This is a genomic window from Pseudoalteromonas sp. J2K-J031 (genome assembly GCF_058197095.2).
Window position 1 is genome coordinate 2,000,728 of sequence record NZ_CM200279.1, and the last position, 25,871, is coordinate 2,026,598.

26 protein-coding genes are annotated in these 25,871 nt (G+C 41.0%); 10 read left to right on the forward strand and 16 right to left on the reverse strand.

The window, feature by feature from the left end:
* Window positions 1-181: 181 nt before the first annotated feature.
* The 4 genes from AC3KZC_RS09030 to AC3KZC_RS09045 form a co-directional block, all read right to left on the reverse strand.
* Window positions 182-730 carry a hypothetical protein gene (locus AC3KZC_RS09030; RefSeq protein WP_490577455.1) on the reverse strand — a complete coding sequence of 183 codons (549 nt, stop codon included), beginning with the start codon at window positions 728-730 and terminating at the stop codon, window positions 182-184.
* Between the two features lie 268 nt (window positions 731-998).
* Window positions 999-1,340 (reverse strand): hypothetical protein, encoded by a 342-nt coding sequence (locus AC3KZC_RS09035; RefSeq protein ID WP_490577456.1) that lies wholly within the window; start codon window positions 1,338-1,340, stop codon window positions 999-1,001.
* A gap of 134 nt (window positions 1,341-1,474) precedes the next feature.
* On the reverse strand, window positions 1,475-2,290 hold the full coding sequence (gene mutM / locus AC3KZC_RS09040) for a bifunctional DNA-formamidopyrimidine glycosylase/DNA-(apurinic or apyrimidinic site) lyase (protein WP_490577457.1): 816 nt from the start codon (window positions 2,288-2,290) through the stop codon (window positions 1,475-1,477).
* A 3-nt stretch (window positions 2,291-2,293) separates the two neighbouring features.
* A complete protein-coding gene (locus AC3KZC_RS09045) occupies window positions 2,294-2,800 on the reverse strand; it encodes a hypothetical protein (protein ID WP_490577458.1) in 507 nt (168 codons plus the stop codon).
* Between the two features lie 158 nt (window positions 2,801-2,958).
* Here AC3KZC_RS09045 and AC3KZC_RS09050 point away from each other — a divergent pair, with 158 nt between their 5' ends.
* Window positions 2,959-3,879 (forward strand): manganese-dependent inorganic pyrophosphatase, encoded by a 921-nt coding sequence (locus tag AC3KZC_RS09050; RefSeq protein WP_490577459.1) that lies wholly within the window; start codon window positions 2,959-2,961, stop codon window positions 3,877-3,879.
* Between the two features lie 120 nt (window positions 3,880-3,999).
* On the opposite strand, the gene AC3KZC_RS09055 is transcribed toward AC3KZC_RS09050, so the two are convergent.
* Window positions 4,000-4,881: a GGDEF domain-containing protein gene (locus AC3KZC_RS09055; RefSeq protein WP_490577460.1), complete on the reverse strand. Its 882-nt coding sequence runs from the start codon at window positions 4,879-4,881 to the stop codon at window positions 4,000-4,002.
* 173 nt (window positions 4,882-5,054) lie between these two features.
* On the opposite strand from AC3KZC_RS09055, the gene AC3KZC_RS09060 reads away from it, so the two are divergent.
* Entirely contained in the window at window positions 5,055-5,648 is a 594-nt protein-coding gene (locus AC3KZC_RS09060; RefSeq protein ID WP_490577461.1) for a hypothetical protein, read from the forward strand.
* A 52-nt stretch (window positions 5,649-5,700) separates the two neighbouring features.
* Here the strand turns inward: AC3KZC_RS09060 and AC3KZC_RS09065 are convergent, their stop codons facing one another.
* Window positions 5,701-7,374 (reverse strand): RluA family pseudouridine synthase, encoded by a 1,674-nt coding sequence (locus AC3KZC_RS09065; RefSeq protein WP_490577462.1) that lies wholly within the window; start codon window positions 7,372-7,374, stop codon window positions 5,701-5,703.
* A 165-nt stretch (window positions 7,375-7,539) separates the two neighbouring features.
* On the reverse strand, window positions 7,540-8,043 hold the full coding sequence (gene def / locus AC3KZC_RS09070) for a peptide deformylase (RefSeq protein WP_490577463.1): 504 nt from the start codon (window positions 8,041-8,043) through the stop codon (window positions 7,540-7,542).
* A gap of 239 nt (window positions 8,044-8,282) precedes the next feature.
* On the opposite strand from def, the gene AC3KZC_RS09075 reads away from it, so the two are divergent.
* Window positions 8,283-9,764, forward strand: coding sequence for a hypothetical protein (locus tag AC3KZC_RS09075; protein ID WP_490577464.1), 1,482 nt, complete (start codon window positions 8,283-8,285; stop codon window positions 9,762-9,764).
* A gap of 157 nt (window positions 9,765-9,921) precedes the next feature.
* Here AC3KZC_RS09075 and AC3KZC_RS09080 read toward each other — a convergent pair whose 3' ends face one another.
* From AC3KZC_RS09080 to AC3KZC_RS09100, 5 genes are all read right to left on the reverse strand, one after another.
* On the reverse strand, window positions 9,922-10,551 hold the full coding sequence (locus AC3KZC_RS09080; protein WP_490577465.1) for an SGNH/GDSL hydrolase family protein: 630 nt from the start codon (window positions 10,549-10,551) through the stop codon (window positions 9,922-9,924).
* Between the two features lie 46 nt (window positions 10,552-10,597).
* A complete protein-coding gene (locus AC3KZC_RS09085; RefSeq protein ID WP_490577466.1) occupies window positions 10,598-11,299 on the reverse strand; it encodes an outer membrane beta-barrel protein in 702 nt (233 codons plus the stop codon).
* 168 nt (window positions 11,300-11,467) lie between these two features.
* Window positions 11,468-12,376, reverse strand: a complete 909-nt coding sequence (locus AC3KZC_RS09090) for a histone deacetylase family protein (RefSeq protein ID WP_490577467.1) — start codon at window positions 12,374-12,376, stop codon at window positions 11,468-11,470.
* Between the two features lie 122 nt (window positions 12,377-12,498).
* Window positions 12,499-13,425: an electron transfer flavoprotein subunit alpha/FixB family protein gene (locus AC3KZC_RS09095; protein ID WP_490577468.1), complete on the reverse strand. Its 927-nt coding sequence runs from the start codon at window positions 13,423-13,425 to the stop codon at window positions 12,499-12,501.
* On the reverse strand, window positions 13,422-14,174 hold the full coding sequence (locus AC3KZC_RS09100) for an electron transfer flavoprotein subunit beta/FixA family protein (RefSeq protein WP_490577469.1): 753 nt from the start codon (window positions 14,172-14,174) through the stop codon (window positions 13,422-13,424). The genes AC3KZC_RS09095 and AC3KZC_RS09100 overlap by 4 nt, the downstream gene beginning before the upstream one ends.
* A 189-nt stretch (window positions 14,175-14,363) precedes the next feature.
* Between AC3KZC_RS09100 and AC3KZC_RS09105 the strand changes: the two genes are divergently transcribed.
* The 4 genes from AC3KZC_RS09105 (at window position 14,364) to AC3KZC_RS09120 (ending at window position 19,222) form a co-directional block, all read left to right on the forward strand.
* Window positions 14,364-16,010 carry an electron transfer flavoprotein-ubiquinone oxidoreductase gene (locus AC3KZC_RS09105; protein ID WP_490577470.1) on the forward strand — a complete coding sequence of 549 codons (1,647 nt, stop codon included), beginning with the start codon at window positions 14,364-14,366 and terminating at the stop codon, window positions 16,008-16,010.
* A gap of 154 nt (window positions 16,011-16,164) precedes the next feature.
* Window positions 16,165-16,632 carry an acyl-CoA thioesterase gene (locus AC3KZC_RS09110; RefSeq protein WP_490577471.1) on the forward strand — a complete coding sequence of 156 codons (468 nt, stop codon included), beginning with the start codon at window positions 16,165-16,167 and terminating at the stop codon, window positions 16,630-16,632.
* A 69-nt stretch (window positions 16,633-16,701) separates the two neighbouring features.
* A complete protein-coding gene (gene tsaA / locus AC3KZC_RS09115; protein ID WP_490577472.1) occupies window positions 16,702-17,415 on the forward strand; it encodes a tRNA (N6-threonylcarbamoyladenosine(37)-N6)-methyltransferase TrmO in 714 nt (237 codons plus the stop codon).
* 85 nt (window positions 17,416-17,500) lie between these two features.
* Window positions 17,501-19,222: a proline--tRNA ligase gene (locus AC3KZC_RS09120; RefSeq protein ID WP_490577473.1), complete on the forward strand. Its 1,722-nt coding sequence runs from the start codon at window positions 17,501-17,503 to the stop codon at window positions 19,220-19,222.
* A gap of 102 nt (window positions 19,223-19,324) precedes the next feature.
* Here the strand turns inward: AC3KZC_RS09120 and AC3KZC_RS09125 are convergent, their stop codons facing one another.
* The 4 genes from AC3KZC_RS09125 to AC3KZC_RS09140 all read right to left on the reverse strand — a co-directional run bounded on the left by AC3KZC_RS09125 (window position 19,325) and on the right by AC3KZC_RS09140 (window position 22,525).
* Window positions 19,325-19,612, reverse strand: a complete 288-nt coding sequence (locus AC3KZC_RS09125) for a hypothetical protein (protein ID WP_490577474.1) — start codon at window positions 19,610-19,612, stop codon at window positions 19,325-19,327.
* 78 nt (window positions 19,613-19,690) lie between these two features.
* The gene (locus AC3KZC_RS09130; protein ID WP_490577475.1) at window positions 19,691-20,893 is read right to left on the reverse strand and encodes an ABC transporter permease; all 1,203 of its coding nucleotides are present in this window, start codon (window positions 20,891-20,893) and stop codon (window positions 19,691-19,693) included.
* Window positions 20,886-21,674: an ABC transporter ATP-binding protein gene (locus AC3KZC_RS09135; RefSeq protein ID WP_490577476.1), complete on the reverse strand. Its 789-nt coding sequence runs from the start codon at window positions 21,672-21,674 to the stop codon at window positions 20,886-20,888. The genes AC3KZC_RS09130 and AC3KZC_RS09135 overlap by 8 nt, the downstream gene beginning before the upstream one ends.
* Entirely contained in the window at window positions 21,674-22,525 is an 852-nt protein-coding gene (locus AC3KZC_RS09140) for a DUF3025 domain-containing protein (RefSeq protein ID WP_490577477.1), read from the reverse strand. The genes AC3KZC_RS09135 and AC3KZC_RS09140 overlap by 1 nt, the downstream gene beginning before the upstream one ends.
* Window positions 22,526-22,643: 118 nt before the next feature.
* Between AC3KZC_RS09140 and AC3KZC_RS09145 the strand changes: the two genes are divergently transcribed.
* The 3 genes from AC3KZC_RS09145 to AC3KZC_RS09155 all read left to right on the forward strand — a co-directional run bounded on the left by AC3KZC_RS09145 (window position 22,644) and on the right by AC3KZC_RS09155 (window position 25,852).
* Window positions 22,644-24,272, forward strand: a complete 1,629-nt coding sequence (locus tag AC3KZC_RS09145; protein WP_490577478.1) for a M28 family metallopeptidase — start codon at window positions 22,644-22,646, stop codon at window positions 24,270-24,272.
* A gap of 62 nt (window positions 24,273-24,334) precedes the next feature.
* On the forward strand, window positions 24,335-25,492 hold the full coding sequence (locus AC3KZC_RS09150; protein ID WP_490577479.1) for a putative manganese transporter: 1,158 nt from the start codon (window positions 24,335-24,337) through the stop codon (window positions 25,490-25,492).
* Between the two features lie 168 nt (window positions 25,493-25,660).
* On the forward strand, window positions 25,661-25,852 hold the full coding sequence (locus AC3KZC_RS09155; RefSeq protein ID WP_490577480.1) for a hypothetical protein: 192 nt from the start codon (window positions 25,661-25,663) through the stop codon (window positions 25,850-25,852).
* Window positions 25,853-25,871: the final 19 nt, after the last annotated feature.

Sequence of the window (25,871 nt, forward strand, 5' to 3'; positions counted from 1 at the left end):
CCTTGTTCTCAAGCGTTTTTCCTACGCTATTTTTGATCACTTACTTATCGTGATTGGTATAACTGCTTGATATTCTTTAATTCAAAGCTAGATTTACTTCTGTGATTTAAACTAAAAAACCACTTCAGCAATGAAGTGGTTTTTTATTATTACAGTGTTTAACTAACGCGTGTGGTTAAGGTTAAAAACGTTGTTCGGTACTCATACCACATTCGCCATCGTTATAGCTTGGGTAATGCTGTGGCAACACATCGCACGTTGATACCATTTTGTTTTCTAACTGATATTGTTTTTCGTATTGCGTGTATTCTTGTACTAATTCTTGCAGTAAGCCCTCTTCAACTTGCTCAGTTGAATAGGCTAAAAAGCCCGCTGCGCCACCACATGATTTATAACCATAAGCCATTACTTTACACGCATTCACTGACGATGCTTGTTTGTTTTCAGTTAATGTTGCTAACGCTTTTTTAAGGTTTGACAGTTCGTCGGCAGTGACATTTTCAGGAATTTTTGCTTTAAGCGCTTCTTGTTCAGCAACTAGCTTGTCTTGTTTTAGCATTTGTTTTGCTAAAAGAGCGCTTTGCTCTTCGCTTAGTTTTGATACTGGCTCTTCATTCACTTGTGTGGCTTCATGACCATCAATCACTTCTTTTTCAATTGTCGGCTGGCAGCCAATGAGTGCTGTGGCAAACACAGCGGGAATTAAATGAAATAGAACCTTTTGCATCATACACCCTTCTTATTTTAAATTGAGCAGGAAAATAGGATATTGATTAAAAAGGATTGTTTAGTTTATGGCGTCGAATAGTCACGCAAAAGGCGTAACCAACTAAGTAAATAAATCAGCATAATAATCAATAAGTGAGCATCTTATCACTATTAGTATGAATAAATAATAAATAATTTTAGCGCACTAACAGCCACTCTATTACGCTTCAGATCTGCAAGCAAATTAGCAATAACTACACTGGTAGTTAGGCTTTTTATGACTTTAAATATTAACTGACAGGTACTAAACAATTCATCATACGTAACGAAAACCGCTTGGCTTCATCGTGATTTGTGACCATGTTTGGCATGTCTTTACTTATTTTACTTTTACACATTTTGCTAAAGTCGCGCGCTCGGCGAACGCAACTAGTGTAAATAAAATTATCATCACTCATTCCTGCTTTTTCAAAGCAAAGTGAGTCGGTTTTGGCAATGACCGAATCGAGCAATTGCTCTTTACTCGCAGGCTTGGTTGAAATATGACTAAAATTAATAGCTGATGAGTTACTGGTGTAACCCAAATAGTAAGCAGCTAAAAGTAAACCTATAAACGCAAACGTATTTTTCATTTTAAATCCATTTAAATACCAATTAATGATAACTCGCAGCGATAAACGCTGCGGTGCATATATTGACTGTTAATTACACAACTTGCAATAAAATCGGGGACAAAAACAATAAAAAAGCATTAGATACGGTTGGTTTAACTGACTACCTGACAGTCTGGACAAAATACCGTGCTGCGCTGACCAAGGCGAATTTCGTGCAAAATGCTGCCACATTCAACACAGGGTTTCCCTTTTCGACCATATACTTGCAGCTCTTGAGCAAAGTAACCGGGTTTGCCATCAGTTTGGGCAAAATCTTTTAATGTGGTGCCGCCCTGACGAATCGCTTGCGCTAAGGTTTGTTTAATAATTGGTACTAAGGCGTCAAAATCTGAGTGTTTTAATTGCCCCGCGGGTGTTTGCGGATGAATTTTAGCTTTAAATAAAGCTTCATTGGCGTAAATATTGCCCACTCCCACTACAAACTTGTTATCCATAATAAACTGTTTTATGGCTGTTTTTTTATTCTTGGCTTGTTCAAACAGTTGGTCGCTGTTAAATGCTTCGGTTAATGGTTCTGGCCCTAACTTCGCAAATACAGAATGCGTTTCGCCCGGCGCTTGCCATAAAATAGCACCAAAACGTCTTGGATCATTGAGTCGCAGCACAGCGCCCGTATCGAGTTCTATTTCGAGGTGATCGTGTTTTTTAAGCGCAACACTGTTATCAACAATACGTAAATTACCCGACATGCCTAAATGTAAAATCACCGTGCCTACGGGTGTTACTAGTTGCAAATATTTTGCCCTGCGCTCAATGGCGCTAATCGTTTGACCTACCAACTGCTCAACTTGTTTTGGCACTGGCCAACGCAATTGCCAATGATGCACACGCACCGCACTAATTTTTTTATGATGCATGTGCGGTGTAATGCCCATGCGGCTTACTTCAACTTCTGGTAATTCAGGCATTATTTATTCACTTATTGCTAAAAAAAGGACGGTATATTGGGTGGGTGTGATGATAAGCCACCGCTGCTCGGTACGATCAAACAAGTAAAATTGTTTATTTAATTCAATAAGTTCAAATACTGCTGCGCTCGGTTGCCCAGCAAACCAAACTGTTACGGTGCTTAGCGCCCCATTTTGCTGTAATTGCGCGTTAAGCGGTGCGATGTCGTTTTCAAGCTCACTTTGGCTGGTTTGCCAATGCGTAATTACTTGTTCAATTTTATCAATGGCAATTGGGTATTCGTACGCTGGTTCAGTAAACGTTGCACGCCAAGTTGTGCCAATACGTTCAAACGTCACGTTTGGGTAACTCAAGGTTAAAATAAATGCTTGCTCAGGAAAAAGGGGTTGGATCGCTTGCGAGTCGTCTGATGATATCAATTTATGATGCAGGCCATTGAACAAAAAAATCATAATTAACATGGAATAAATAATGACATTATTCCATCCTGCACGGCTGAGTTGGATCATGGTTTACCCTTAATTTTATTTTCGTTAGTTTAACTAAATCGCAGCAAAAAAGGCAGTATTTCACTTAAGTGCGCGTGCGTCATAAAATCTTATTTTTCGTTATATGATAATTTGTAATTATTTTGCTAAAATGGCGCAAATTTTTATGGAGTGTTAGCATGTCAATGTATGTAGTGGGTCATAAAATCCCAGATTCAGATTCAATTTGTGGTGCCATCGCACTAGCCTATTTAAAAAATCAGATTGGTGAAGCTGCAATCGCTTCTCGTTTAGGTGAGCTATCACCAGAAACAGCGTTTATTCTTGAGAAATTTGGTTTTGACGCACCCGAGCTTAAATTAAGTTATGCCGGTGAAGAAGTGTATATTGTTGATCACTCAGAAGTGACACAAGCGCCCGATGATATCGCCCAAGCAACCATTGTTGGTATTGTTGACCACCATAAACTAGGTGACTTAACGACCTCAACACCGCTTGAGTGTTGGATCCGCCCGGTAGGTTGTAGCAATACTATTATTAAAATGATGTATGACTTTTACAATGTTGAAATCCCAAAAAACATTGCAGGCATCATGATGTGCGCCATTTTAAGTGACACAGTTATTTTTAAATCGCCAACATGTACCACGGCTGATATTAAGTGTGTTGAAGCTCTGGCTGAAATTGCAGGCATTGCAGACTTTAAAGCATTAGGCATGGAAATGTTTAAAGTTAAATCGGCCGTATTAGGCACGCCAGCGCGTGATTTAGTAATGCGTGATTTTAAAGATTTTAATATGAATGGCAATTTAGTGGGTATTGGTCAATTAGAAGTAATCGACTTATCAATTTTTGATTCTATTAGAGCTGAATTAGAAGCCGATATTATCAAATTAAAAGCGGAAGGAAACCGTCACTCAGTATTTTTATTGCTTACTGATATTATGAAAGAAGGCTCACAAATTTTAATCGCAAGCGATGATGAAAGCCTAATTGAACGTGCTTATGGCGTTACTCCAGTTGACGGTAAAGCATGGTTAGATGGCGTACTAAGCCGTAAAAAACAAGTTGTACCACCATTACAAGATGCGTTTGCATAAAACGTACTGCTGGTAAAAAATAAAAAAACCGAATCTTTGATTCGGTTTTTTTATTGCACCAAGGTATTGAAAATAACTGCCTAACAATTATTTATTATCACGTATTGAGCTTAAGTTAAGTTAGTTTTCAAGTGAAAACTCTGAGCGGTCACGGCCATTTCTTTTTGCTTGATAGAGCAATTCATCGGCTTGATCTATCATCTCTTCTAGCGATAGGAATTCAGCATTCATTTCAATTACGCCAATACTGACGGTAATTGCAATAGTATTAGTGTCGCATGTCATCGTTTTTTCGCGCGTTTTTGCATTTATTAACTTAGCAACATCGAGTGCTTCTTTAAGGTGAGTATTGGGCAATAAAACGATAAACTCTTCACCACCCCAGCGAGCAACAATATCGGTTTTACGTACACTGCTCTGCATTAATTGAGCAAAGCAAATCAGAACTTGGTCGCCACACGCATGGCCAAATTGATCGTTCACGCGTTTAAAAAAATCTAAATCTAGCATTAAAATCGAAAACGGTTGTTTTTTGCGTGAAAACAAATCGAATTCCTGTTGAGCCAATTCAAGAAAATGACGCCGAATAAATAAACCAGTTAAGCCATCTATCCGTGATAATTCGGTTAACTGCGATGTTTTTACCCGATTAAACTTTATCCATTTTTTGATAGCAATAAATACACATAGAAAGCCAAAAGCTTGCGGGATATCTTCAAAAAAAGCCGTAATGATAACTGGTTGTACGAAAAGCTCGTCAATCGCATCCATGAGCATGGAAATCAAAATAAAACTAAAACCAACGTGCAGCAGACTATTGATGGTATTACTACTTTTTAATACCCACAAATTTAAATAGATTAATAAAAAAGTGAGTAAAATGAAGGTTTCAGAAACCAAACTCCATAATTCAACCTCAGCTTTAAGCGGAAAATAAATGACATTGATTAAAACCGTTATTACCGTAATTAATCCAATATAAATTAGGTCAAAGAGTTTCATAGCAACCTTATAAGGTTAAGACACATTAATAGTGTAGAGACTTTAAAAGCATTTTTTATTAATGCGGATCAATAAACGTAAGAATGTGCACTACATTTTATTACATAATATTCACATTAACTTACATGATATCGTCTTATTATAAACCACTTTTTTTATTACGATGGCAAATAATGGCCCACCCACACACTACAAAAAAAACCTCTTTCACGGTATTAGGTATATTTTGTGCCATGATCAGTTTCTTTAGCTCCTTAACCTTTGCAAATAACAATGCAGATCGGTTGTTTTTTATTAAATCAGAATTTCATAACCAAAGTGCCATTTATTCTATCGGCACACAATACCTTCTAAAATGGCCCCATTCAAATGTGGGTGTTGCCATCAATTCAAGCCTTAATGCGGCAAGTGTGGTTGATAAAAACAATGTTACGCAAGATTTTATAACCGTTGAGATGGGTGGTCGATTTGGCTATTTCGCTGATTTATCAGCTTTTGTTGAAGCTGGTGTAGACTTAGGTGAAGTACTTGGCAATTTGCTACACAGCAATGCGTTTGAGCGTGATAACGACCGCTACGATGCTTATCAGCATAACCATTATGAATACCCGTTTAATGTCGATGCTTATATCGGCTTGGGTGTCGGTGTTAATTTCAATAAAAAAATTCGCTTAGAAGGCTTTAGCCGCCTTAGGGAAATTAACGCAACAGATTGGGAAGCAAAAAGCCAAGTCTATTCAGGTGTCAGCTTGGCTTTTATATTTTAAGTGATTGGGATTGGGATTGGGATTGGCGTAAACGTTAAAGCACCTAACTCTCTTAAAAGGGTGCAGGTGCGGTAAACGTCATTGCTTCGCCTGTTATTGGGTGATTAAGCGCTAAAAATTCAGCATGCAAATGCAAACGCTGTTCTTTTTTACCATACAAGTCATCACCGACAATCGGCATATTAAGTCCTAATGTATGGGCACAGTGCACTCTTAACTGATGAGTACGCCCTGTTTTTGGGTATAAATGCACCTTAGTACGACCGCCCTGCTGGGCTATCACATCAAAATCGGTATGCGCTGTTTTTCCATGTTCATAACACACCATTTGCCTTGGGCGGTCGGTTAAATCAACGCGCAGGGGTAACTTAATGTTTCCCGATTGCTGTGTTAATTCGCCATCAAGTAGCGCGGTATAACGTTTAGTTACGGTGCGTAAAATAAACTGTTTTTGCAGTGCTTGATGACTGCGCTTATTTAATGCAATGACCATTAACCCCGATGTCGACATATCAAGTCGGTGTACAATAATTGGGCCTGTTGCGGTAGGAAACTGTGCTTTTATTCGCGTATAAACACTGTCGGTAATACTTTTTCCTGGCACTGACAAAAACTCTGCAGGTTTGTTCACCACCAGCATGGCATCATCTTGGTAGATCAACTCAAGGGCGACACCCTGTGCTGGATTAACCAACAAAGGATTATCGTCCACGTCTAGCCCTTGTAGCATGTGGGATAAAATAGGCTGGCATTTGCTTAAACACGCAGGGTAAAAATTTTGATGTTGCCGCACTTGTGATTTTGGTGAGGCTCCCCACCAGAACTCGGCCATTGCCAGCGGTTTGTAGCCTTGGCTAAATGCATACTGTAATAATTTTGGCGCGGCGCATTCGCCCGCCCCAGCTGGTTTTTCAGACTCAGAAAAAATATCGTTGAGGTTTTTAACCGCACCTTGGGCATTTAAAAACTGATACCTTGCAAAAATTGCTTGTTGTAAGGCACTTGATTGGCTTTTTCGTTGCAACGTCAAGAAAGCAATTTTATTGTCTAATTCATCTAGTTGGTTTTGCAAATGAGTTAAACGGGTTTGACTTGCGAGTTTTAAATCGCGCAGTTGTAATTTTTGACCAATGCTTTTTTGATCAAGCCCACGGCTAAACTCCACAAAGGCGTCGTTTGAGAGGTTTTTTTCGGCTTCGGTGCGCTGCTCTTTGCGCATTTTTTTATCCGCTGCCATCTCTTTTTTCAACGCATCAAGGGCGATATTTGTTTGTTGTTGTTCAGCCTGTAATGCTTCGATTAATTCATGGCGCTTAGGATCAGACTCTAACGATTCAAGGATCTGATTAATGTCATTGATCTTGGCTTGCTCTGCTAAAAAAAAGCTATCTTGGCTCAATAAATCAAATACTGGAGGTACAAACCCCGGCAGATGGTTCGACTCAGCTAACTTACCTGAGAACCCCGCTAAGTATCCCACTTCACCTTGTTGATTTTCAACCAACAGCACACCAAACATTTTTCCTATTGCGCCGTGTAATTGTCCAGTTAAACCAAAATTATGTTGCCAAGTTTGCGGCCCTGATAACTGTTGTTGCAATTGCTGTGCAGCCAAAATACAAAGCGGATGTGGGTCGTAATAAAAAGGGAAAGTGAATCGAGTCGGTAAGGCATACCCTGTAATATTTTGGATAAATGCAGTAAAGCAGCGGTCAGATTGAGACATAAAAAACCATGTAAACAATGAAGCGGCAAAGAGCCGCTAAGATGGCGCTATTTTACCTTGAGAAGTCTTGTCGGTCACCTACTGCAATGGCAGTTATCCATCATTCAAGAGTATAAAACAACAAAGAGCTGCCAAACGTCGGTGTTGGCAGCCCATTAGCGAGGTTTAGAAACCCTCTTTAATGTGTTTTTTTACTTTTTTAAGTGCCACCGAGCGTTTTAACGGCGATAAGTAGTCAATAAACAATTTACCCTTTAAGTGGTCAATTTCATGCTGCATCACAATGGCTAAAAAGTCATCGCTTTGAATACGAATAGCTTGACCGCTTGGGTCTAATGCTTCAACCACAACTTCGGTATAACGCACCACATCAGCACGGTAACCTGGCACAGATAAACACCCTTCTTCACCCTTTTCTTCGGCTGTGCCACTAATAACAACTGGGTTAATCAGGATCAATGGCTTGTCACGCGTATCAGATAAATCAATTACAATAACCGCTTCTTTGCGGCCAATTTGGGTCGCAGCTAAACCAATGCCGTTATCGGTGGCATATAAAGTATCAAGTAAGTCGGTAATTAATGATTCAACTGATTTTACATCTGTGACCGTAGTTGCAGGTACAGCTAAAAATGGGTCGCCAGCAGTGAGAATAGGTACAATTGCCATACAAAAAGTTTCCGTTTTTTCAATGCCATAATACTAACAAACTCAGTGCACTGTGCCCAGCTGCAAGCCGAAATAACGCCACTAAAGGAACAAGATGCTCAAAAATAAAGCAAATGACCCATCACTTAAATATTTTTACTTTTATTTAACATTAAAGGTTGTTCTTATTATTGAACATACCGATACTTGTGCCCCTTGAGCATAATTGTCGTTATGCAGCTTATATTTGGAATACCCTAATGTTGAAAACTCCCATTGCGCTTGCTTGTAGTTTTTTGCTTTTATCTGCCCCTTTAGAGGTACTGGCGAGCGAAACGCTCTCTGTCGAGCAAAAAATCGCCGTATTAGAAGCTCAAAATAAATTACTACTTGAACGCTTATCTGCGCTTGAAACAAAATTAAACAATCAGAGACAGGCCGAGCCTGCAATTGTGGCAAAAAAAGCCCCCATAGCCCCCATTGCTGCAAGGATCAGTGAGCCTGTTGAACAAAAAAACTTAGTGCAGGCAAACCATGATTATGCCTACACCATGCTTAATCCTTTGCAAAACATTAATCGTAAAGAGCTCACGCTACTTACCCACAAACAACAGGGCTTATTAGATTCTGATACTGTGTATTTAAGTGGTGCAGTGACGGGCATTGTCAATTATCAACACAGTAATACCGAAAGTAAATTTGGCTATTTGATGCGCCATCCCACATCGTCAAATCAACGTACTAAAGAAGTCTCTGAGGCGCTGATCCATTCGGCTCAATTTGGTTTTACGGCGAATTTAGATACGTGGATTTCTGCTTATGCTGAGTTGTTATATAGCCCAGAATTGAGTTTTGGCGCTGGCACCATTACCGCCCTTGGCCGTAACCAAGTGCAATTGCACCAAGGGTACGTACTGCTAGGTGATTTAAACGAATCGCCATTTTATGCGTCGCTTGGCAAAATGGCTGTGCCTTTTGGCTTAACTGATACTGTTAGTCCATTTACTCAATCGACCGTATATCATGCCTTTGGTGGCTTAGCATATGGTTTAAAAGGCGGCTACAGCCAAGGAAACCTTAATGTTACGGCAATGGCGGTACAAGGTGGGGCTGAGTTTCGCGCGGCAAACGTGCCGGTTGATGGCACTAACATTCCAAGTAAACTGAATAATTTTGCCCTCGACCTTAATTACACGTTTGAATTAGATGCAAAAGCACAATTACAACTTGGTGGCTCATTGATCAAAGGCAGTGCTTATTGCCAAAATTTCCCAGTAACCCACTTTAGTGCGTGCGAAAAAGAAAATGGCGCCTATGCCCTGTATTCAACCCTCGATTTAGGCCTTTGGCATTTAAAAACTGAATTTGCAAAAACACAAGATGTTTGGCAAGGCACGTTTAACCCGACCATGCCGCAATTTGCAGCGGCTAAAGTAACAAGCTTAGATTTAGGGGTGAGTTACGCAGCAACGTTTGCAGGGCGACCACTGAATTATTCATTTGAGTTTAGCCAATTTGATGCCGGCCCAAGTGATGCACCGTGGGAGCGCCAAGATCAATGGGTTTTAGGTGCTGCTTATTATCCTGTTGACAGTGCCAAACTCTTTACTGAAGTGATCCGCACGCGTGGTTATGCTCCCTTGAATTTTATCAGTGGGGGGAATTTAGGCGATGGCGTATCGTGGAGTGTCAATGATGCCTCATCAACAATTTTGATGCTCGGGACCAATATCGCATTTTAAATAACCTGCTGTGATAGATGCTAAATTGTTTCCAGCTGCATCACTAAAAAGCCTAATTTAAATGTGAATTGTGAACTCAAAATAAGAATTATGAATACATCTCTTATTCAGCATTCAAGTTAAAAACCCTTCGCTAGGTTTACGCTCCCCTTTCGCTTTATGGGGTAGCGTGAACCCTGCTTAAAATGTCCGTGCTTAGTGCGTTAGCTAAATGGTGATGCGCGTGTGATGACCAATGAATGCCATCAACATCGCTGCTTTTTACAACGCTCCCTGCGGCGAAAAAAGCACAATTGAGTTCTCGTGCAATGGCTTGATATTCGCCTTCTAACGCCATTGATTTTACTGCCCCACCTTGGTAAATATCCGCATAATGTGCAACTTCTAAAATCGGCGGCGGACAAATAACCATAATGTTTAAAGCAGGTTGCCAAAGTAGGCTCTGTTCAATTAATGTTTTTAGCCCTACTGCAATCTCTGGCGCACTCAGGTTATATTTTCGCTTTAAATCATTCGTGCCAAGCATAAGCAATGCTAAATCAGGTTGGGACTGAGCTAGGCTGTCTTTAAAATATCGCAAGCCTGTTTTTTCACCACTAAAGGGAGGATTGTGCACTAATGTCCGATTTGGTTGGCCATCTTCAATAACAGAAAATAGCTCATTGCCTGCTTTTTGGTTAAGCAATGTTACGAGTAAGCTAGGCCAGCGCTGATTGGCTTGATATCGTGTACCATCGGGTGCAATGCCATACGTATTAGAATCACCAAAGCAGATAATTTTTGTCATTGAGGGTAATGTTAACAATGATAAAAGTGGGCGGTAAATGCACTCATTAAAAACGATAGCCAACCATCAATGCAAGATCCCGATAATAGTCATCAGGGTTGTTATTACCGCTCACACTTAACGCATTACGCGAAAAACCCGCGCTGCTGACATTGCGAAAATAGGCGCCTACATGCCAAGAGTTGGCAAAATTATATTGGGTACCTACCCGATAGACTAAGGAATTATCGGCAAAGTCATTACTAAAGTGCTCATAACTGAGGCCAATGTTTAGTTCTAATTGCTCGGTAATAAAATGACGTAACAGCAAATTTAAATTTACGATATTGGTTTGACTGCGCCCAGCAATGTCTTGCTCTGATAATTTCAACACCAGATGGCCAAACATGGCACTGAGCTCAATGCCTGTTTCATCGCTAAGCAAAAAAGTGCGACCCGCACCAAGCCCATATCGATTTAAATCGACGTCAAAAAGATACAAGTCCTGCTCTGTGGGGGATGATTCTGCCATGTGTTCATAAAACGTAACCTCACTAAACGTATCTTGCTGGTGACTTAATTGCACAAATCCAAACCATTGGCCAACGTGTTTACGGCCAATTACTTGCACCCCTTTTGGTTCTAACCCTTTTATCCCAGCGACCCGTGTTTCAATAGCGCCCACTTCAATCAAGTCATCGTTAAATGATGCATCGACCTGCCCAGATACACACAATAAAGCAATTAAACCTGTCAGTAGTAATTTCATTTTTATCCTTATTTAACTGCGATCTGTGGTATGGATTTAACCACTGTATTGAATTAAAAATAAATAGCTAAGCGAGTCTTCGTTAATTAAACGTCAGGTTAATTTATTATGCAATCAGTGCATTAGACTATACCGAGCATAAGAGCCATACATTACATGGCATCGGTTTTAAAACATCGCTGCTTGCTTAACCACCATGCTATGGCGTTCTGCTAAGCGCTGTGGGTTGGTATCATAACCACCGCCAATCACGGTTGCAACTGGCACCCCCATTTGAAGGCACGTTTTAAGTACCGCATGGTCACGTTTTTCAATCCCTTGCCATGAAATATCGAGTTTGCCTAAGCCATCATGCTGCCAAATATCAACTCCCGCATCATACAAAATAAGGCTTGGGTTTAAATCGGCAATTAAGCTGCGAAGTGTTGATCCTATGAGTGCTAAATAGGCATCATCTTGCATGCCGATTGCCAAGCCAATGTCTAAATCGCTTTGGCTTTTACGAAAGGGAAAGTTTTTTTCACAGTGTATAGAACAGGTAAATACATAAGGATTATGCTGCAAAATAGCCGCGGTGCCATCGCCTTGATGCACATCTAAATCAAAAATAAGCACATTAGTAACATCGCCTGAATCAATCAAGCTAGTTGCGGTATACGCTAAGTCATTCACCATGCAATAGCCTGAACCAAAATCATAATGAGCATGATGAGTGCCCCCCGCTAAATGACACGCGACACCATTTTTTAATGCTAATTGGGCTGTGAGTAAGGTGCCCTGCGCCTCGGTAAAAGTGCGCGCCATTAATTGCTCTGACCAAGGTAAACCAATTCGCCGAGCTGCTTTTTCATCTAAAGTATTGTGATTTAATTGCTTGAGGTAACGTAAACAATGCACCTCTTCAAGTTGTTGTATGCTGGCGCGCTGTGGTTCAAAAACGTTATTTTGTATGTATCCGCTACAGGCTAAATGTTGGTATAAATCGGCAAACTTACTCATTACAAAGCGGTGCTTTGGGTCAAATTCATAAGAATAATTTGGATGGTACACTAAAGGTAAATTTGGATTAATTAGCATTCTCAACCACTAAACAAAAGCGCAATGTCGCTTAGTTTAATCAACTTCGTGACAAGCAGATATAAAAAAAGCCACGAACATTGCTGAAACGCGGCTTTACAACCAGAAATTGTTACTGTTATTTATAAGGCTTTTTCAAGCGCTGGCAATACTTCAAATAAGTCTGCTACTAGGCCGTAATCGGCTACTTGAAAAATAGGTGCGTCAGGGTCTTTATTAATCGCCACAATCACCTTTGAATCTTTCATACCAGCAAGATGCTGAATCGCACCGCTAATGCCTACGGCAATATACAGGTTAGGCGCAACAATTTTGCCTGTTTGGCCTACTTGCATGTCATTTGGTACAAAGCCTGCGTCAACTGCAGCGCGTGAAGCACCAATCGCTGCACCTAGTTTGTCGGCAATGCCTTCAAGTAAACTAAAGTTTTCGCCGTTTTGCATACCACGACCACCCGAGATAATGACCTCTGCAGCCGTCAGTTCTGGGCGTACGGATTCCGTTTGACTCACAGATACAAATGCACTTGAATTAGACGCCGCACCTTGTGATAACGCCGTAATAACACATGGCGCTTGTTGCGCTGGTAAATCAAACGCACTTGAACGGACCGTGATCACTTTTTGTGTTTCAAGTGATTTTACCGTTGCGATGCCATTGCCCGCATAAATTGGGCGCTTAAACGTATCAGCATCAACAACAGCAATAATTTCAGAAATTTGGCTTTTATCAAGTAATGCCGCAATACGTGGCAATACATTTTTACCCGACGTAGTCGCGGGTGCAAAAATATGGCTGTAATCATTAGCCAATCCGCAAACTAAATCAGCAATATTTTCTGCAAGTTGATGTTCAAATACCGCATTATCAGCAACGAATACCGTTGTCACACCTGCAATAGCGGCAATGCTTGCAGCGGCGTCAGCAACATTGTGACCCACCACTAAAACGTCAATTTCTGCGCCTACTTGACTTGCTGCATTTACGACTTTTGCAGTATCTGCTTTTAATACGCCGTATTCATGTTCGGCAATAACTAAACTTCTCATGCGATCACCTTGGCTTCATTTTTTAATTTTTCAACAAGCTCTGCAACATCACTCACAATCACACCACTGGCACGTTGTGCAGGCTCTTCAACTAACACCACTTCAACACGCGGTGACAAATCAACACCAAAACTCGCGGCATCAACGACATCAAGCGGTTTACGCTTGGCTTTCATAATGTTTGGCAATGACGCATAGCGCGGTTCATTTAAGCGTAAATCTGTGGTGACAATCGCTGGTAATGAAAGCTCAACCGTTTGTAAGCCGCCATCGACTTCACGAGTAACCTGTAATTTACCTGCATCAACAGCAACAACTGAAGCAAATGTGCCTTGTGGGCGATGTGTTAACGCTGCAAGCATTTGACCGGTTTGGTTATTGTCTGAATCAATAGATTGTTTACCTAAAATAACCAGCTCTGGGGTTTCTTGTTCAACTAGTTTTGCAAGTAGTTTGGCAATGTGAAGTGATTCAAGATTAAGTGCGGTATCAATATGAATAGCGCGATCTGCACCAAGGGCTAGTGCGGTGCGCAGTTGCTCGTGGCAGGCTTTATCGCCAATTGAAACCACTACAACTTCGGTTGCTTTTCCTGCTTCTTTTATACGGATAGCTTCTTCGACTGCGATTTCACAAAAAGGATTCATTGCCATTTTTACGTTGGCTAAATCAATGCCTGTTTTATCCGCTTTTACTCTGGCTTTGACGTTGTAATCAATAACGCGCTTAATTGGCACGAGGATTTTCATAGACGCTCCGTTGTCTGTAACGCTGCTATAACAGCCTTACAGTTATAAAGTTGTTAACATTTTTTATGTGATTAGCGTACTTCCTGTTGACGTAAACGTCAACCTAAAATAGTCTTACAGCATAATTTACTATTTAACTATTTTGTTGCTAGTTATTTACGTCACCGTCACTGTAATTTAGAGGTATGTATGGTTGAGCGCGAAACCATGGAGTTTGATGTTGTTATTGTTGGTGCAGGCCCTGCGGGCTTAAGTGCTGCAATCCGTTTAGCACAGCAAGCACAAAAAAATGAACAAGAATTAATGATTTGTGTTGTTGAGAAAGGCTCAGAAGTTGGCGCACATATTTTATCTGGTGCTGTATTTGAAACGCGCGCCCTCGATGAGTTATTACCCGATTGGCAAGCGATGGGGGCCCCCATTAGTACCGCTGTGAGTCATGATGATATCTATTGGTTTAATAATGAACACAAAGCCACGGCTATCCCTCATTTTGCGGTGCCAAAAACCTTTCACAATACGGGCAATTATATTGTTTCAATGGGCAATGTTTGCCGCTGGCTTGCAACTCAGGCCGAACAACTTGGTGTAGAGATTTTCCCGGGGTTTTCAGCGCATTCGCTTATCATCGAAGATGGAGCCGTTAAAGGCATTATCACAGGTGATATGGGCCTTGATAAAGATGGCCAACAAAAAGATAGCTTTATGCCGGGCATGGAGCTTCGCGCTAAATACACCCTGTTTGCCGAAGGGTGCCGTGGCCATTTAGGCAAAGAGTTAATCAACACATTTGCCCTAGATAAAGATACATCACCGCAGCACTTCGGTTTGGGTTTTAAAGAAATTTGGCAAGTAGAGAGCGATGTCCACCAGCAAGGTAAAGTGGTTCATGGCACTGGCTGGCCGTTAGATGCCACGACACAAGGCGGTGCATTTATGTACCACAGTGAAGATAACCAAGTGGTAGTTGGTTTAATTGTCGATTTAAATTACTCAAACCCACATTTAAGCCCGTTTGATGAATTTCAGCGCATGAAGCATCATCCAGTTTTTGCCAAGGTGCTCAGTAAAGGTAAACGCATTGCATACGGCGCGCGCGCTATTGCCAAAGGCGGCTTAAATTCTCTGCCGACCATGCACTTCCCGGGTGGGTTATTAATTGGTTGTGATGCAGGCACCCTAAATTTCGCCAAAATCAAAGGCAACCATACAGCAATGAAGTCAGGCATGATTGCCGCCGATGTGGTGTGTCAGGCACTCAAGTCCGGCGCTGCCAATACTGATTTGTTTGAATTTGCAACCGCATTTAAAACGTCTTGGTTATTCGAAGAACTTCACAGCTCACGCAATTTTGGCCCAGCAATGCATAAGTTTGGCAAGGTGTTTGGTGGGGCATATAACATGGTTGATCAAAACCTATTTGGCGGCAAACTCCCCTTTAACTTACGCGATGATATTGCCGATCACACCACCTTAGTGCACAAAGATAAGGCGGCTAAAAAAGACTATGCCAAACCTGATGGTAAATTGAGTTTTGATAAGCTCTCGTCGGTGTTTTTATCAAATACCAATCACGAAGAGTCACAACCGTGCCATTTAACACTCAAAGATGCGCTCATTCCAATTAGCGTTAATTTAGCGCTCTATGATGAACCAGCCCAGCGCTACTGCCCTGCTGGCGTCTATGAAATACAGACCATTGAGCAGCAAGACACCTTAGTAATAAATGCTCAAAACTGTATTCACTGTAAAACCTGTGATATCAAAGATCCAAAACAAAACATTACGTGGGTCACCCCTGAGGGTGCTGGTGGTCCAAATTATCCGAACATGTAATGATGTTCGGTAAGACTTAATCCTAAATTGCAGGGGGCGAAAGCCCCTTTTTAATTGCACATTTAATCGATTGATCAATACTCTAGTGATATTTCACTGTTTGTTTTTATAAAAATCGTTACACTGACCACCTATCAAAAATGGGGCTCTCACAATGAAACAATCTTCTATGGTATTTCGCTTTTTAGCAGAACCAACCGATGTAAACTTTGGCGGAAAAGTACACGGTGGTGTGGTCATGAAATGGATTGACCAAGCCGGTTACGCTTGTGCTGCTGGTTGGAGTGGTCACTATTGCGTGACAATCTCAACCGGTACAATTCGTTTTCACCGCCCAATTTTAGTGGGCCAAATTGTTGAGGTATCAGCAAAAATAGCTCATACAGGCACAACAAGTATGCAGATTTTTATTAGTGTTAAATGCGGTGACCCAAAAACACAAGCGATGAAAGAAACCAATCACTGTATCATTAATTTTGTCGCAACCGACCAAGCGGGCTACCCCGTTGAAGTGCCAACCTTTGTTGCGACAACAGAAGAAGAAAAGCGCCTTGAAAGCTATGCAATCAAAATGAAAGAAATTTCGATTCAGGCCGAGTCATTATTGCAACATCCCGAATAACAGTTAGTTGTAGCCTTTAACGGCTTGAATGATTAAAATGCTCGACCTCTTTGGTTACAAGGTCGAGCAATGTCGCATTATCAAATCGAACCGATTGGCTATATCCAATCTCCCTACAAACAAAAATTTGCGATTCCTCGTCAACCGAGACTGATCCCCGAAGCAAAAGCCAAACTGATTTTTAATCCTAATTTCAATCGTGAAGAGTTTGTCCGTGGCTTAGATGAATTTAGCCATGTGTGGCTGTTATTTCGATTTCATGAAACCGCGGATAAAGGCTGGTCAGCCTTGGTGCGCCCGCCCCGTTTAGGTGGCAACGAAAAAAAAGGCGTATTCGCTACGCGCGCAACGTTTCGCCCCAATGCAATAGGTATGAGCGCGGTTAAACTTGAAGGCATTAGTTATAAAAATGGTCAGTTAGCCCTTGAGTTATCGGGTATTGATTTACTTGATGGCACGCCGATTATCGATATTAAACCTTATTTGCCTTATTCAGACAGCTTACCCGATGCACTTGGTGGCTTTGCTGATGACCGACCCGAAACAGAACTTACAGTTGAATTTACACCACAAGCGATTGCTTTTTGCCAAGCACAAAGCAAATTTCCTGAGTTACAAGGTTTTATTACCAGTGTGTTAAAACAAGATCCGCGCCCTGCGTACAAAAAAACCAAAGAAGGCATTCAACAATATGGTATGACCCTGCATTGCTTCAACATAAAATGGCAAATTGAAGGCAATTGCAATATCGTATTAGAAATTACCAAGCAAAGCGCTGGTTAAGCTTTTTTGCAAACAAAAGCACTGCTACACTAGCGACTTAAACATTTAATAGATTGTTAATCTGCAATAAGAATACGGAACAATAATGCGTACTAGCCAATATATTCTCGCAACACTTAAAGAAGTCCCTTCAGATGCTGAAATTATCAGCCATCAACTTATGCTACGCGCTGGGATGATCCGCCGTTTAGCATCAGGATTATATACCTGGTTACCCTCTGGTTTACGTGTATTACGTAAAGTTGAAGCGATTGTTCGTGACGAAATGGAAAAAGCCGGTGCCATCGAAATGCTGATGCCAGTGATCCAACCTGCTGATCTGTGGGTTGAGTCTGGTCGTTGGGAGCAATTTGGCCCAGAATTATTACGCATTAAAGACCGTCATAACCGTGAATTTGCCCTTGGCCCAACACACGAAGAAGTGATCACTGAGTTTGTTCGTAAAGAAGTATCAAGTTACAAGCAATTACCTTTGAACTTATTTCAAATTCAAACCAAAGTCCGTGACGAAGTTCGCCCTCGTTTTGGTGTGATGCGTGCCCGTGAATTCACCATGAAAGATGCCTATTCTTTCCATTTAAGTGATGAGTGTTTGGCCAATACTTATGCCATTATGCACCAAGCATATTGCAATGTGTTTGAGCGCATTGGTTTAGAATACCGCCCTGTCATTGCCGATACTGGTTCAATTGGTGGCAGTGTTTCACACGAGTTCCATGTACTTGCTGAATCGGGCGAAGATGCCATCGCGTTTAGCTCTGGCAGTGATTACGCAGCTAATATCGAAAAAGCAGAAGCTGTGATGCCATCTGAGCCTCGCCCTGCTGCTGCAAAAGAATTAAATACCTTTGCGACTCCTGATGCTAAAACCATTGAAGATTTAAAAACATTACACGGTGTTAAACCACATCGCTGTGTGAAAACCTTAATTGTTTATGGTGCAGCCGATGACGATGGCAAACGTGGCTTGGTGGCATTAGTGGTTCGTGGCGATCACGAACTTAACGAATTAAAAGCTGAAAAACACCCACTGTGTGACAGCCCTCTTGAGTTTGCAAAAGATCACGACATCATTGCCGCCATCGGCGCAGCGCCAGGTTCTTTAGGCCCAGTGGGCTTAACTATTCCTGTGATTGTTGACCGCGCCGCAAGTGTGCTTGCAGATTTTGTTGCCGGTGCAAATAAAGACGGTGAACATTACTCAGGCATTAACTTTGACCGTGATGTGACCAATTATGAAATTGCTGATTTACGTAATGTGGTTGAAGGTGATGCAAGCCCATGTGGTAACGGCACGCTTTCAATTAAACGTGGTATTGAAGTCGGTCATATTTTCCAACTCGGAACTAAGTATTCTGATGCGATGAAAGCCGGTGTACTTAACGAAACTGGTAAAAACCAGATCATGACCATGGGTTGTTATGGTATTGGTGTATCACGTATTGTTGCCGCTGCGATTGAGCAAAACTTTGATGCAAAAGGTATTGTTTGGCCAGCAGCGATTGCACCATTTCAAATTGCCATCGTACCAATGAATATGCACAAGTCGCACCGTATTCCAGCGGTGGCTGAGCGTATTTATCAAGAGCTTAAAGCAGCTGGCATTGAAGTCTTATTTGATGACCGTAAAGAGCGCCCAGGTGTGATGTTTAACGATATGGAACTTGTGGGTATTCCACACACTCTTGTGATTGGTGAGCGTAACCTAGATGACAATTGTGTTGAATATAAGAGCCGTACTGGCGAAAATGCTATATACAACTTAGATACGGTTGTTGCTGAATTAATCGCAAAAATCCGCGCTTAATTTCAACCCATAAAAATAAAAAACCGAAGTGATACTTCGGTTTTTTTGTGTCATTTTTTCGTGCTCAATTCTGGCGTTTGATTAGCGTAAATCTTTAATCGGTTATTTCACACACCAGCACACTTGCTTGTTAGGCTGGTTAAACGATAAGCCAAGGGGTTTTAAAGTGTTCTCAACTAAGCTTATCACTTGCGCTTGATGATTAAGCTGTGCAGCCTCTTTCGTCATTTCATCTTCAAAGTATAAGCTGATCACGATGACAGGTTTTGCTGTAGTACTCAACTCATGTGTTAAATGACAAAAGCCACTCTGCGTAAATTTTAACTCATCGCACAGCCAATTCAGTTGCTTAATGATGGCAGCATTGATTTTTTTATCTGTTTTTTTCATAACAATAGAAAGGTCTATTTAAAAATAAAAAAGCTCGTAATCATTACGAGCTTAAAAGATAACTAAGGTTAACTGGTTTTAACGAAAAAGTACCGACTCTTTCTTAAACCAATGGACACAAAACGCCATTAATACGCCAGCAAGTACCACTGTAGCGCAAAAAATCATGCCAACTAACGAGTAATCAACCGTGCCTTTTAATAAATCTTTTATCGCAAGTGCAACATTGGTCACTGGGATCATCGCTGTTTTATAGGTTAACTCCATGTTTGGCATCATCGCTACCACTAAAGGCATAAACGCTAACATTGAAAGTGGCCCCATGTAATTTTGTGCTTCTTTAAAGGTGCGCGCATAGATAGAAATAGCCAATACAATAGATGAAAACACAGCCGCCAAAGGAATAAGCATCAGTAAAATCAAGCTTAAATCTAGCACGCCAATATTACCAACCGCTTCTTTGAGTGCTTTGAGTTCAACAAAATGGCTGACTAAGCTCATCCAGACACCCATACTGACCACGGTTATCAGTGCCGTAGCAAGCGAGCTGGCAAGTACAGTGAAAAACTTACCCAGCACCAATTCAGTACGAGTAACCGGTGTGAGTAACAGGGTTTCTAACGTGCCGCGCTCTTTTTCACCCGCACCTAAATCGATTGCAGGGTAACTTGCACCAGCAAGCACTAAAGGAATGAGTAAATACGGAATAAATGCACCGAGTTTTTCACCTAAGTTTTCACGTTTATTTGCGGTATCAACTTTTTCAATTTCAATTGGCTTTAATAAAGCCGCTTGCGCTGATTGCTCGACGCCAAGTAACGAAAAACGCTCCGCTTGTAAAACCCCGGAAAAGTTTTCAATCGCTTCTTTTACACGGCTGAAGATAAAATTAATTGACGATGAATCGTTATACACCACTTGCCATTTACTTTGCTCACCAGCTGCTAGTTTGTCACGAGGTTCGGTTGGAATAATAATACCGACATCAATTTTACCATCACGCACTGCTTGTTTCATTTCCTCAACGGTGGTGTAAACCGCTTCAGTCTGTTTAAAACTTTTATGATAAAACATCTCTTTAGCAAAAGAAGGGGCAAATGCTTCGTTAGCGATGGCATAAGTATGCACTTTTTGCTCTGCTTCTAACGTTGCTTGGCTCATTAAAAAGCCGATTAAACCAAAAATAATCGGAAAGACTAAAATAGGCATCGCCACAACAAACAATAAGGTTTTTTTATCGCGTAATAGTTCGCGCAGCTCCTTCATAAAAACTTCAAACATGGCTTGGCTCCTGCAAAAGATTTAAAAATGCGTGATTTAACGTGTCGCTTTGACCTTGCTGTTTGAATTCACTCAACGTGCCATTAAAACAGCTGATCCCTTGATTAATAACCGTGACGCGTTCACATAATAAAGCGATTTCATCAAGATGGTGAGTCGAAAAAATCACGGGCGTGCCCTGCTCTTTGAGGCCTTGAATAAATTTAATCACGGTTTGAGTGGTCATAATATCAAGCCCAGTTGTCGGTTCATCAAGCACCACAACTTCTGGAAAATGCACTACCGCACGGGCGATATTGGTTTTTTGTTTCATACCCGTTGATAAATGCTCAGCGCGTTTATCAACAAAACTGTGCATATCCAACATGTCGAATAATTCTTCACAGCGATTTTTAACTGCAAGTTTGCTCATGCCATGTAAACGAGCAAAATATTCAATGTTTTCTTTGGCCGTTAAACGGCCATATAACCCTGTTGAACCCGATAAAAAACCAATTTTTTTACGTGCTTCAAGGGGCGATTTAATCACATCGACACCGTTAATGACTATGTTGCCAGCATCTGGTTGTAACGCCGTTGATAACATACGTAATGTCGTGGTTTTACCCGCACCATTTGGGCCTAATAGCCCAAGTACTTCGCCTTTGCCACATGAAAAGCTCACATCGCGCACTGAGTGGAAAAACTCTGCATCTTCGCGGGGATCTACAAATTCTTGCTTATTTTTTTTATGATCTTTGGTGAGCTTAAATTTCTTTTTTAGCCCGAGTACTTCAATCATTATGTATTCCTTCGTTTAGGCCTAAAGTAATCCGTATTGTGATAAAACTGCGGATCTTGATTGTCATCATACCATTTAGGAATGCCTAAAAAAGGCATGGGTGATAACTGTTTATTATTTTTAAGTATTTGATTATCCCTAATATGATTACAAAGCGCATCATCTAAATCTTGGTACTGCTTTTTTAATGATAAACGGCTAAATTCACTGATAAGCGGTAAAAACAATACTTTACCCGTGAGACCTAAATAGGGTTTTGTTGCCATTTCATAATTTGCATGGCCAAACATAAAGGCGTTAATTTGCTTGCCCCATAAATCTCGATGGGTAACAAATGCATCTGACCATTGATGTGCTTGCAGCATAGCGGGTATTTGCGTAGCCAAAACATGTGCGGGGTCGTACGTGATTATCACACCACATTCATCAAATAAAGTTATGGCGTTGCGTGCAGCTGAACGCTTAATAAGGCCAAATTGATTGATTTCATGAATATGCAGCTGATTTAACAAGCTTTTAGTTTTAGGAAACAGTAACCAAATAAATGCGCCAAATAAATCGTGCCAATTTTCTAACCGAGTTGGAATTTGCCCTGTTTCATAAATAATTTGCTCGTAATAACGGGTTTCGTCGGCTAAATCGTCATTGCCAACAAATTTTAATTTTTCTCCACTGGCAAGCACGATACCTTGGCATTGCGTATTAAACCAATCTACCGAGGGCCAGTTGCTCAGTGATGAAAGTGAAAATAAGGCATTAAGATGAGAAAAAAGAGGCACATCAAGAAACGCTAAACTCCAATGGGGGTCGGCAACAAAACGTTTGTTTGCGCTGTGTGTTTTATCAGTCATTGTCAAACCTTGGCTTTTGCGCCATTAATCTAAAAACCGCGCTACTTTAACGCAAAAACTGGTTTGATTTAACTGAAGTTCATATACTAATGACAACTTTTTAAGGAAAGTAATCATAATGAAAAAAATATTTGCCTTATCTTTAGTCTCCATGGCGGTTTTAACGGGCTGCCAGAGTACTGGGATTTCAACAGAACAACAAAATATCGCCTATCAAAGTATTGATAGCGCACAACTGGCCAGCCATATTAAAGTGCTTGCCTCCGATGAATTTGGTGGTCGCGCGCCTTCAAGTGAAGGTGAAACGTTAACGCTTAATTATTTAACTGAGCAATTCAAAGCCCTTGGTTTTCAACCTGGCAATGGCGACAGCTTTTTACAAGAGGTGCCTTTAGTATCACTTGAAGCTGACCCAAATATGACCCTCACTTTAGGTAGCAAGGCTTACCAATACAAACAAGATATGGTGATGGGCTCTAGCCGTATTAGCCCAAGTGAAGCAATTGAAAACTCACAGCTGGTATTTGTCGGTTATGGAATAAATGCACCTGAGTATAATTGGAACGATTATCAAGGTGTTGATGTTAAGGGTAAAACCGTAGTGATGCTGGTTAACGATCCGGGTTTTATTAATAAAGATCCTGCCCAATTTACGGGTGAAGCCATGACGTACTATGGCCGTTGGACTTACAAATTTGAAGAAGCAAGCCGCCAAGGCGCAGCGGGCGCGATTATTATTCATGAAACTGCGCCAGCTTCTTACCCGTGGTCGGTGGTTGAAAACTCATGGAGTGGCCCACAATTTGGTTTTCAAAAAGAAAACAACAATATGGACCGCGTTGCCGTTGAGGGTTGGATCACTGTAGAAACTGCGCAAGCGGTTTTTGCCGAAGCCAATATTGACTTTGAACAAGCAAAGACAAACGCAGCAAAAGGCAGCTATCATGTTGCTCTTGCTGATTTAACTGCGTCTGTCAGTGTTAAAAATACCATTAAAAAGTCTGTATCAAATAATTTTATAGCGACCTTACCTGGGCGCTCTAAAAGTGATGAGCACATTATTTATTCGGCGCACTGGGATCATTTAGGCACCGATAAAAACCGCAAAGGTGACCAAATTTATAATGGCGCCCACGATAATGCGACCGGCACAGCGGGCTTAATTGAAGTTGCACAAGCATTTACTACACTTGGCCAAAAACCTGAACGCTCAGTCACTTTTTTAGCGGTAACCGCTGAAGAACAAGGGTTATTAGGATCTAAGTATTACGCAGCAAACCCTATTATTAACCCAAATAAAACTGTCGCTAATATCAACATGGATAGCCTCAATTTACTTGGCCGTGTAAAAGACATTAGTGTGGTAGGTTTAGGTAAATCTGAATTAGATGAACGTTTGGCGGTTGCTGCAAAAGCACAAAACCGGACTATTTCGGGCGATCCTAAACCGGCTTCGGGTGGTTATTACCGCTCAGATCATTTTGCTTTTGCCAATATGGGCGTGCCTGCCATGTACGCAGGTGGTGGTACACAAGCATTCGATGACAGTACCGAAAACTACCGTAAACGGATGAGCTTGGTGCTTAAAGGCTGTTACCATCAGCCGTGCGATCGCTTTCGCGATGAGTGGGATTTAAGCGGTGCAGTTGAAGATTTACAGTTGTTTTATCAAGTCGGTTTTAGCTTATCGCAAGATGGCAGTTGGCCTGCTTGGAATTCAACCTCGGAATTTCAACGGATCAAATGATATTGATTATCATTTAGATTGATACTATAGTGCACTGAATATTTAAATTTGGTGCATTTTTTATGGGTCGTCCGCTCGCTTATCCTCTGTGTTCAAATAAAGTTACTAAACCTGTACCAGTAAAACGTTTTACTCTTGTTATTATAATTGCAGCCCTATTTGCTCTTCCCGCAACGCACCTGATTATTAAACAGTCATTGATTGATGCTTTTTATCAAGTTGCTGTTTTTGTTGCCGCTACTTTATATTTGTTTCATCACATTGGCAGTTTTGTTCCTTCAAAAATAAAGCAACACTATGTTGAACATAAGTATTTAAGTATTCCATTTGCTGCTTTAATGGGAGCATTACCCGGTTGTGGTGGTGCAATTATTATTGTGACTCAGTACACACAACAAAAAACCAGTTTTGCTGCGCTTGTCACTGTGCTAATTGCGACCATGGGCGATGCGGCCTTTTTACTGATTGCAACAGAGCCAAGTACCGCGTTTGTTGTATTATCAGTCTCAACGCTTACTGCCATTGTGTTTGGCTTAATTATCCGCTTAATTCACCCAGATGACTTTTTATTGCCACAGACGGCTCTTGTTGCCTCTTTAACAAATCGAATAACTGAAGGGATGGGCAATCAATTTGAGCATACAGCTTGGCAATGGGCCATTATTCCAAGTTTTATGATTGGCTTACTGATGGCCTTTCAAGTCGATTTATCTGCCTATAGTCCAATTGCAGCTTTGATCACACAGTGGTTTGCCATTGTTGCGTGTTTTTTTATTTTAATTTCTTGGTCACTCAAAGGCGCCTCACAGCCGCAATTTAATAGTACCCCGCTTGAGAAAATTGATAGCACATGGCAAAGGGTGGTATCTGATACGCATTTTGTCACAACTTGGGTGATCGTTGCGTTTATGAGTTATGAGTTAGTTGTGAATTTCATCGGTTTAGATCTAAAAACCATGCTACAACAGGCTGCAATATTGACCCCGCTTATTGCTGCCGCAATTGGATTATTACCAGGCTGCGGTCCACAAATATTGGTAACAAGTCTTTATTTACAGGGCGTTATGCCTATAAGTGGTTTGATTGCCAATGCTATTTCAAATGATGGCGATGCGCTATTTCCCGCTATCGCTCTGGCGCCAAAAGCGGCTTGTATTGCCACGCTTTATTCAACAATACCTGCGTTAATCGTGGGCTATGGCTTTTATTTCTATTATTAATTCAACCTTAGTTCACAGTTAAATTTTGATACATAAATTTTTATCTTTCTCAGTAATACAGGTGCTCTCAACTGGAAAGTTTCTAAAAAATGTCCATAGTTTAACGTGGTGCCAGGTTGTTTTTTGAACAGCACTTATCTTATCGTTAGGAATAGACAGGACGTATATATGGAATATATTAATTTTGAAAACATCAATGACATTACCTTCAAGGTGATTAATCATCAAGCATCCCATGAACAGCTTGAAGAATATGCCAATTTGTGTAGGAGTATGTTACAACAAGCTAGGGTTGAAACTGACAATGCTGTTGAAAGCATTGCACGGTGGAATAAAACTCGGCTAACACAATATGATTAGTTTTTAACTTGTTTGATAT